Raw genomic sequence first — 7,817 nt, 5'->3', positions numbered from 1 at the left:
TCGGCGTCAAGCTGACCACCCTGCGCCCGGAGCAGGCCGCGTACATCGGCGTCGACGTCGACGGCCCGTACAAGCCGGACCACTACCGCTACTGACCCCGGCCCACGGCCGGTCCCGCCGTCGAGCCGGGTTCGAGGACCCGGCTCGGTGCGGGGACGGCCGAGTCCGCCTGCACGGATCTTCCAGCGGTGCTCCAGGCCGGACGGTCAGGCTCGCAGCACCGGAGAGAAGAGTGGGGGACAGTCGATGAGACGGGTAGTCATCACCGGAGTCGGGGTCGTCGCCCCGGGGGCGACGGGCGCCGGGGCGTACTGGGAACTGCTCACGGCCGGCCGCACCGCCACCCGTGCCATCACCCTGTTCGACGCGTCCTCCTACCGGTCCCGGATCGCCGCCGAGGCGGACTTCGACCCCGCCGCCCACGGATTCGGCGCCGAGGACACCGCGCGCCTGGACCGCGCCGCGCTGTTCGCGCTGACCAGCGCCCGCGAGGCGATCGCCGACAGCGGCGTCGCCGACGGCCTCGACCCGCTGCGCACCGGCGTCAGCCTCGGCAGCGCCGTGGGCTGCACCACCGGACTCGACACCGAGTACGCGGCCGTCAGCGCCGGCGGCACCCGGTGGAACGTCGACCACACCAAGGCCGTCGCCCACCTCTACGACTACTTCACCCCCGGCTCGCTGGCCGCCGAAGTGGCCCGCGACAGCGGCGCCCAGGGCCCGGTCGCGCTCGTCTCCACCGGGTGCACCTCCGGCCTCGACTCCATCGGCCACGCCGTCGAGCTGATCCGCGAGGGCACCGCCGACGTGATGGTCACGGGCGCCACCGAGGCCCCGATCTCCCCGATCACCGTGGCCTGCTTCGACGCGATCCGCGCCACCTCGGCCCGCAACGACGACCCGGCGACCGCCTCCCGCCCCTTCGACCGCACCCGGAACGGATTCGTCCTCGGCGAGGGCGCGGCCGTCCTGGTCCTGGAGGAACTCGACCGGGCCCGCCGGCGCGGCGCCCGGATCTACGCCGAGGTCTCCGGCTTCGCCAGCCGCAGCAACGCCTACCACATGACCGGGTTGCGCTCCGACGGCGCCGAGATGGCCCAGGCCATCACCGCCGCGCTCGCCGAGGCCCGCCTGGACGCCTCCGCCGTCGACTACGTCAGCGCGCACGGCTCGGGCACCAAGCAGAACGACAAGCACGAGACCGCGGCCTTCAAGCGGAGCCTGGGACAGCGCGCCTACGAGGTGCCCGTCAGCTCCATCAAGTCGATGATCGGGCACTCGCTCGGCGCCATCGGCTCACTGGAGGTGGTGGCCAGCGCCCTGGCCATCGCGCACAACACCGTGCCGCCCACCGCCAACCTGCACGAGGCCGACCCGGACTGCGACCTGGACTACGTCCCGCTCACCGCGCGCGAGCACCGCACCGACGCCGTCCTCAGCGTCGGCAGCGGATTCGGCGGGTTCCAGAGCGCCATGGTCCTGAACCGCCCGAGTCTGAAGGAAGCCGCATGACCGCCGCCACCCCCGACCCGTCCGGCGCCCCGGCCGGGACCGCCACCGCCGTCTTCACCGGCGTCGGCGTCACCGCCCCCAACGGGCTGGGCGCCCGGGCCTGGTGGGACGCCGTCCTGCGCGGCGAGAGCGGGATCCGCCCGCTGACCCGCTTCGACGCGAGCGGCTACCCCGTACGGCTGGCCGGCGAGGTCCCCGGCTTCGTCGACGAGGACCACATCCCCAGCCGGCTGCTGCCGCAGACCGACCGCGTCACCCGGCTCTCGCTCGCCGCCGCCAAGGAGGCCCTCGACGACGCGGGCGCCGACCCCGCGCAGCTGCCCGAGTTCGGCGCGGGCGTGGTCACCGCCGCCTCCGCCGGCGGCTTCGAGTTCGGCCAGCGCGAGCTGGAGGCGCTGTGGAGCAAGGGCGGCCAGTACGTCAGCGCCTACCAGTCCTTCGCCTGGTTCTACGCCGTCAACTCAGGCCAGATCTCCATCCGGCACGGGCTGCGCGGCCCCAGCGGCGTCGTGGTCACCGAAGGGGCAGGCGGGCTGGACGCCGTCGCCCAGGCCCGCCGCCAGCTGCGCAAGGGCGCCTCCCTGATGGTGACCGGCGCCGTCGACGCCGGGATCTGCCCCTGGGGCTGGGCCGCGCACCTGGCCGAAGGCGGCATGAGCCGGGTCCCCGACCCTGCCCGCGCCTACCTGCCCTTCGACGCCGACGCCTCCGGCCACGTCGTCGGCGAGGGCGGCGCCCTGCTGGTCCTGGAGGACGGGGCGGCGGCCCGGGCCCGCGGCGCCCGCGTCTACGGCTCCTTCGCCGGCCACGCATCCACCTTCGACGGCCCCGACACGCCCCGGCTCGCCGACGCGGCCCGGCTGGCCCTCGCCGACGCCGGACTGGCCCCCGGCGACGTCGACGTCGTCTTCGCCGACGCCGCGGGCGAGCGCACCGCCGACCGCGCCGAAGCCGAGGCGATCACCGCCCTGTTCGGCCCGCGGGGCGTCCCCGTCACCGCCCCCAAGTCCATGACCGGCCGCCTGCTGTCCGGCGGGGCCTCCCTCGACCTCGCGGCCGCCCTCTTCAGCCTCCGCGACCAGGTGATCCCGCCGACCACCGGCACCACCGCACCCGCCGACGACTGCCCCGTCGACCTGGTCACCGGCGCCCCCCGGACCGGCACCGCCCTGCGCACCGCCCTGGTGCTGGCCCGCGGCAGGGGCGGCTTCAACGCCGCCGCCGTCATCCGCGCCGCCTGACGCCTGCCACCCCCCCCGCCCGTCCATCCCCGAACACCGTGAACCGCCAAGAGGAGAACCCGATGCGGCACCTGGAGCTGACCGACCTGACCCGCCTGCTGCGCGAGTGCGCCGGCGAGGACGAGGGCGTGGACATGGACGGCGACGTCCTGGACGTGCTCTTCCTCGACCTCGGCTACGACTCCCTGGCGCTGCTGCAGACCACCGGGCGCATCGAGCGCGACTTCGACATCACCCTCGACGAGGAGGCCGTCGACGAGGCCGAGACCCCCCGCCAGTACCTCGCACTCGTCAACCGCGTCCTGTCCGCCCGCGTCTCCGCCTGACCCCGCGGCCGCCGCCCTCCCGCGCCCGCGGAGTCATGCGGCGCCCCGGCACCCAGACGCCCGTACGCGCACCCGACCGAAGGAAGGACCGGCCGTGTCCCCCGTCCCGACCGAGACGACCGATGCCCGCACCACCCCGATCGCGGACGGGGTGTACGCCTACGTCCAGGGCGACGGCGGCTGGTGCCTGAACAACGCGGGCCTGGTCACCGGCGGGAACGGGCAGAGCCTGCTCGTGGACACCGCCGCCACCGAGCGGCGCGCCCGGGCGCTGCGCGCGGAGGTGCTGCGGATCGCCGGACGGCCGCCGCGCACCCTGGTCAACACGCACTTCCACGGGGACCACACCTTCGGGAACCACCTGTTCCCCGAGGCGGTGGTCATCGCCCACGAGGAGACCCGGGCCATGATGGACCTGGCCGGGTTCCACCTGACCGGGCTGTGGCCGGACGTCTGCTGGGGCGACCTGGAGATCGCCCTGCCGGACGTCACCTACCGCGACACCCTGACCCTGCACGTCGGCGGCGTACGGGTGGAACTGCTGCACCTCGGGCCGGCCGCGCACACGACCAACGACACCGCGGTGTGGCTGCCCGAGCAGCGGGTGCTGTTCGCGGGCGACCTGCTGATGTCGGGGGCGGCCCCGTTCTGCCTGATGGGGTCCGTCTCCGGATCGCTCGCCGCGATGGAGCGGCTGCGCTCCCTGGGCGCCGAGACGGTGGTCCCGGGCCACGGGCCGGTCGGCGGCCCCGAGCTGATCGACGCCAACGAGGCCTACTTCCGCTGGATCGCCGCCCTCGCCGAGCGCGGGGCCGCCGCCGGGCTGACACCGCTCGAACTGGCCGCCGGAGCCGGCGAGGGGCCCCTGCCGGGGCTGCTCGACGCCGAACGCCTCGTACCGAACCTGCACCGGGCGTACGCCGAACTGGCCGGTGCCGCCCCCGGCCGACCGCTCGACGTGGCCGCCCTGTTCCGGGAGATGGCCGAGTTCCACGGCGGCCTGCCCGCCTGCCGCGCCTGACCGCACGCCCCCGCCCGGTCGCACCGCACCACCCCGCACCGCACCGTCCCGCCCCGCCCCGCGCGCCCTCGAGTCGTGTTCGTGCGGACGTCGAGCGGGCCGGGGGACCGTGGGGGCAACGAACGCGGTTCTGGAGGTACACCGATGACGACAGAGACGAAGCGGGCCGCCCTGGTCACCGGGGGCACGAGCGGGATCGGCCTGGCAGTGGTCCGCGACCTCGCCCGCCGCGGCCACCGCGTGTTCCTCTGCGCCCGCACCGAACAGCAGGTCCGGCAGACCGTCGAGGAGCTGCGGGCCGAGGGCCTCGACGTCGACGGGGCCGCCGCGGACGTCCGCGACGCCGCGTCCGTCAAGGCGCTCGTCGCCTCCGCGGTCGAAGCCTTCGGCCCGCTCTCGATCCTGGTGAACAACGCGGGCCGCAGCGGCGGCGGTCCGACGGCCGACGTCACCGACGAGCTCTGGTACGACGTCATCGACACCAACCTCAACAGCGTCTTCCGGGTGACCCGCGAGGTGCTCAAGCACGGCGGCCTGGAGGGCGCCCCCTGGGGCCGCATCATCAACATCGCCTCGACCGCCGGCAAGCAGGGCGTGGTGCTCGGCGCCCCCTACTCGGCGTCCAAGCACGGGGTCGTCGGCTTCACCAAGGCGCTCGGCAACGAGCTCGCCCCCACCGGCATCACCGTCAACGCGGTCTGCCCCGGGTACGTCGAGACCCCCATGGCCCAGCGGGTGCGCTCCGGCTACGCCGCCGCGTACGACACCACCGAGGAGGCGATCATGCAGAGGTTCACCGCGAAGATCCCGCTCGGCCGCTACTCCACCCCCGAGGAGGTGGCCGGCCTCGTCGGCTACCTGACCACCGACACGGCCTCCTCCCTCACCTCCCAGGCGCTCAACGTCTGCGGCGGCCTCGGCAACTTCTGATACGGAAAGCAGGACTTCGACGATGACCGCTGAGCGAGTCCACCGCACCACGCACGAGGTGAGCCTGGCCGCCCCCGCCGGCGTGGTCTACAACCTCGTCGCCGACGCGGCCAAGTGGCCGCTGTACTTCCCGCCCAACGTCCACGTCGAGCAGATCGAGTCGGACGGTTCCCGCGAGCGCCTGCGGATGTGGGCCACCGCCAACGGCCAGGTCAAGTCCTGGACCTCCCGGCGCGCCCTGGACGCGGCCCGGCACCGGATCGACTTCCGCCAGGAGGTCCCCGCGGCCCCGCTGGAGTCGATGGGCGGCAGCTGGATCATCGAGCCGCGCGGCACCGACGCCTGCCGGCTGGTGCTGCTGCACGACTTCGCCGTCGCCGGCGACGACGCCGACGACGTGGCGTGGGTGGAGCGGGCCACCGACACCAACAGCCGCGCCGAGCTCGACACCGTCAAGCGGCTCGCCGAGGGCTTCGACCGCCTCGACGACCTCGAACTCTCCTTCGAGGACTCCGTCCGCGTCGACGCCCCGGCCGAGCTCGTCTACGAGTTCCTGCACCGCGTCCAGGACTGGCCCGAGCGCATCCCGCACGTCTCCCGCCTCGACGTCACCGAGCCGGAGCCGGGCGTGCAGGTCATGTCCATGGACACCCTGACGGCGGACGGCCGCTCCCACACCACCGAGTCGGTCCGCGTCTGCTTCCCGCAGGCCCGCCGTATCGTCTACAAGCAGACGGCCACGCCGTTGCTGATGGCGGCCCACACCGGCGAGTGGTCCCTCGTCGAGGACGCGATGGGCGTGACCGTCACCTCGCAGCACAGCGTCGTCCTGCGCGAGGAGAACATCACGGCCGTGCTGGGCGCCGGCGCCACCGTCGCCGACTGCCGCCGCTACGTCCGCGAGGCGCTCGGCCGCAACAGCACGGCCACCCTCGCCCTCGCCGAGGCCCACGCCCACGCCCACGTCCAGGCCGGCACCAGGACCCCGGCCCCGCCCGCGGCCCGCGCGGCCTAGGGCCAGCTCGCAGCGCGAGGCCCTGTTCGTGGACCCGCAGCGGCGCCTCGTCCTCGAAACCGCCCGGCCCGGTGCGGACGCCCTGGTGGCAGCCTCGGAACGGCCGATGCGGCCAGCGCCCGCATCGCGGCCCGCGACGGCTCCGACCGCCGCGACGCGGTGGCCGCTGCCGGCCGACACCGCCGGGGAACGCCCGCTGACGGCCGTGGTGCACCTCCGGCCGTCAGCGACGGCGGCGTCGTCGGCAACCTGACGCCCGAGCGGTTCGCCCGCGTCCTCGCCCCCCCCGAGCTGGCCGGCGCCCGGCACCTGCACGAGCGCACCCGCGAACTGGACCTGGCCGCGTTCGCCCCGTTCTCCTCCGGCGCCGGCACCCTCGGATCGCCTGGCCAGTCCGACTACGCCGCCGCCGACGTCTTCGTGGACGCGCTCGCCACCCACCGGCTCGCGCCGCGGCCTGCCCGCCACCAGCCTCGCCCGGGGCCTGTGGGCCGAGAGGGCGCAGGCCTGACCGCCCAGCTGGGCGAGGCGGAGCCCGCCCGGATGCGGCGCCAGGGCGCGAGGGCCCTGACCGCTGCCGAGGTCCTCGCCCTCTTCGACGCGGCCCCGCTGCCGGCCCCGCTGCCGGCCCTGGTCCGTACGTAGCCCAGGAAGGCAAAGGGAGTCCGCGGAGGTGCCCAGCACGCTCGCCTTCGACCACCCGACGCCGCGCGCCATCGCCGGATTCCTCACCGACGACGAAATGGACGCCGTACTCGGAACGATCTGCCCCCCTCGGCGAATGGCGAATTCTTTTCCCTCTTTCAAGGAATCCGGGGTCGCCGTTCGAGGATTTATATGCCAGACTTTTTTCGTCGATTGATTGCAGGAGGTACGTATGGCTGACAAGTCGTTCGACGAGGGCATTGATCAGGATGCCAAGGAGAAGTTCCGTGAGGCGCTGGAGCGCAAGAGCAACTCGAGCCGCTCCCGCCTGGCGCACGAAGACGGCCGGCTCAGGGTCAAGGCCATGAGCGGCTCGGCCGGCCAGAAGCGGTACTTCCGCAGGAAGACCGGCTGATCTCCACCGCCTGCGCCGCTGCCGCCGTTCCCCCGGGAACGGCGGCAGCGGTATTTCTGCGTGCGTTCCGGAGGATCTGCGCTCGAAGGCTGCTGGAAATTCGCGTGAGAGCCGCTCGAATCCTGCTGGAATTCTGCTGGAGAATTCCGTGGAACCTGGTGGAATCAGGCCATGGGCGGACCGGTGCCCACGTGGATTTCCGTACGCATGTCCGTGCGGAACCCGAGTCGGGCTGTAGTGCTGCCTCCGATGCTGGACCAGTGGTACCGGACGCTCCCGGTGCCCGTGCCTGCGTCCGACGTCGAAAGGGCCCCCATGAGCACCGCCGAGGAACGACCGCCGGCGACCGTTCCCGCCCCGCGGGCGCCCCGAGCCACCGTCCAGGACCCTTTCCTGGCCCTGGCCATGGCGTCGATCCGGATCGCCAAGGGCAACCCGACCGCCGAGGAGACGGCCGCCCTGGCCGTCCTGCTGACGGCCCGTCTGCGCCGGCTCCACGAGGCCCGGCGGTCGGCGGTCGCCGAGCCCCGCACCCCGCGCCGCCGCCCCCGGCCCCACCGGCCGTCCGTCCCGTTCCGTGCCCCGGGCTCCTGGGCCTCCTGACGTACGGGAACACGGGAGGGGAGGCGGAACCCGTTCCGGCTGCCCTCCCCTTTTCCCTGAGCTGGGCGCTTTTGCTCCGGCGAGGTCGTCCCGCGTCCCCCAGCGACGG

At 74.0% G+C, this 7,817-nt stretch carries 11 protein-coding genes; all 11 read left to right on the top strand.

The features are described from left to right. The coding region (locus tag ACZ4VL_RS39705) for an adenosylhomocysteinase (protein WP_351034276.1) at positions 1-95 on the top strand (95 nt) is incomplete at its 5' end. 151 nt (positions 96-246) lie between these two features. Then, positions 247-1,512 (top strand): beta-ketoacyl-[acyl-carrier-protein] synthase family protein, encoded by a 1,266-nt coding sequence (locus ACZ4VL_RS39700; RefSeq protein WP_468210621.1) that lies wholly within the window; start codon positions 247-249, stop codon positions 1,510-1,512. Continuing rightward, positions 1,509-2,753, top strand: a complete 1,245-nt coding sequence (locus ACZ4VL_RS39695) for a ketosynthase chain-length factor (RefSeq protein ID WP_468210618.1) — start codon at positions 1,509-1,511, stop codon at positions 2,751-2,753. Before ACZ4VL_RS39700 ends, ACZ4VL_RS39695 begins: the two co-directional genes overlap by 4 nt. A gap of 62 nt (positions 2,754-2,815) precedes the next feature. After that, positions 2,816-3,079: an acyl carrier protein gene (locus tag ACZ4VL_RS39690; protein WP_404239974.1), complete on the top strand. Its 264-nt coding sequence runs from the start codon at positions 2,816-2,818 to the stop codon at positions 3,077-3,079. A 94-nt stretch (positions 3,080-3,173) separates the two neighbouring features. After that, on the top strand, positions 3,174-4,100 hold the full coding sequence (locus ACZ4VL_RS39685; RefSeq protein WP_468210615.1) for an MBL fold metallo-hydrolase: 927 nt from the start codon (positions 3,174-3,176) through the stop codon (positions 4,098-4,100). A 144-nt stretch (positions 4,101-4,244) separates the two neighbouring features. Continuing rightward, entirely contained in the window at positions 4,245-5,030 is a 786-nt protein-coding gene (fabG, locus tag ACZ4VL_RS39680; RefSeq protein WP_468210612.1) for a 3-oxoacyl-ACP reductase FabG, read from the top strand. 22 nt (positions 5,031-5,052) lie between these two features. After that, complete coding sequence (locus ACZ4VL_RS39675) at positions 5,053-6,045, top strand: aromatase/cyclase (RefSeq protein WP_468210609.1); 993 nt, start codon at positions 5,053-5,055, stop codon at positions 6,043-6,045. A gap of 159 nt (positions 6,046-6,204) precedes the next feature. Next, the gene (locus tag ACZ4VL_RS39670; protein WP_468210606.1) at positions 6,205-6,690 is read left to right on the top strand and encodes a KR domain-containing protein; all 486 of its coding nucleotides are present in this window, start codon (positions 6,205-6,207) and stop codon (positions 6,688-6,690) included. Positions 6,691-6,718: 28 nt separating this feature from the next. Then, positions 6,719-6,907: an acyl carrier protein gene (locus ACZ4VL_RS39665; RefSeq protein ID WP_468210603.1), complete on the top strand. Its 189-nt coding sequence runs from the start codon at positions 6,719-6,721 to the stop codon at positions 6,905-6,907. Positions 6,908-6,922: 15 nt separating this feature from the next. Further along, positions 6,923-7,105 carry a DUF5302 domain-containing protein gene (locus ACZ4VL_RS39660; RefSeq protein ID WP_468210600.1) on the top strand — a complete coding sequence of 61 codons (183 nt, stop codon included), beginning with the start codon at positions 6,923-6,925 and terminating at the stop codon, positions 7,103-7,105. A 315-nt stretch (positions 7,106-7,420) separates the two neighbouring features. Continuing rightward, complete coding sequence (locus ACZ4VL_RS39655; RefSeq protein WP_468210597.1) at positions 7,421-7,708, top strand: acyl-CoA carboxylase epsilon subunit; 288 nt, start codon at positions 7,421-7,423, stop codon at positions 7,706-7,708. The last annotated feature ends 109 nt before the right edge of the window (positions 7,709-7,817 follow it).

It is taken from the genome of Streptomyces sp. NPDC029014 (assembly GCF_055564695.1).
Note: the sequence above shows the minus strand (reverse complement) of the source record. Positions and strands in the feature narration are given on the sequence as shown.

Bases quoted from the DNA above. Each gene is read 5' to 3' on its own strand.
- ACZ4VL_RS39700 (WP_468210621.1), top strand. From the start codon at position 247: ATGAGACGGGTAGTCATCACCGGAGTCGGGGTCGTCGCCCCGGGGGCG.
- ACZ4VL_RS39695 (WP_468210618.1), top strand. From the start codon at position 1,509: ATGACCGCCGCCACCCCCGACCCGTCCGGCGCCCCGGCCGGGACCGCC.
- ACZ4VL_RS39690 (WP_404239974.1), top strand. From the start codon at position 2,816: ATGCGGCACCTGGAGCTGACCGACCTGACCCGCCTGCTGCGCGAGTGC.
- fabG (WP_468210612.1), top strand. From the start codon at position 4,245: ATGACGACAGAGACGAAGCGGGCCGCCCTGGTCACCGGGGGCACGAGC.
- ACZ4VL_RS39675 (WP_468210609.1), top strand. From the start codon at position 5,053: ATGACCGCTGAGCGAGTCCACCGCACCACGCACGAGGTGAGCCTGGCC.
- ACZ4VL_RS39660 (WP_468210600.1), top strand. From the start codon at position 6,923: ATGGCTGACAAGTCGTTCGACGAGGGCATTGATCAGGATGCCAAGGAG.
- ACZ4VL_RS39655 (WP_468210597.1), top strand. From the start codon at position 7,421: ATGAGCACCGCCGAGGAACGACCGCCGGCGACCGTTCCCGCCCCGCGG.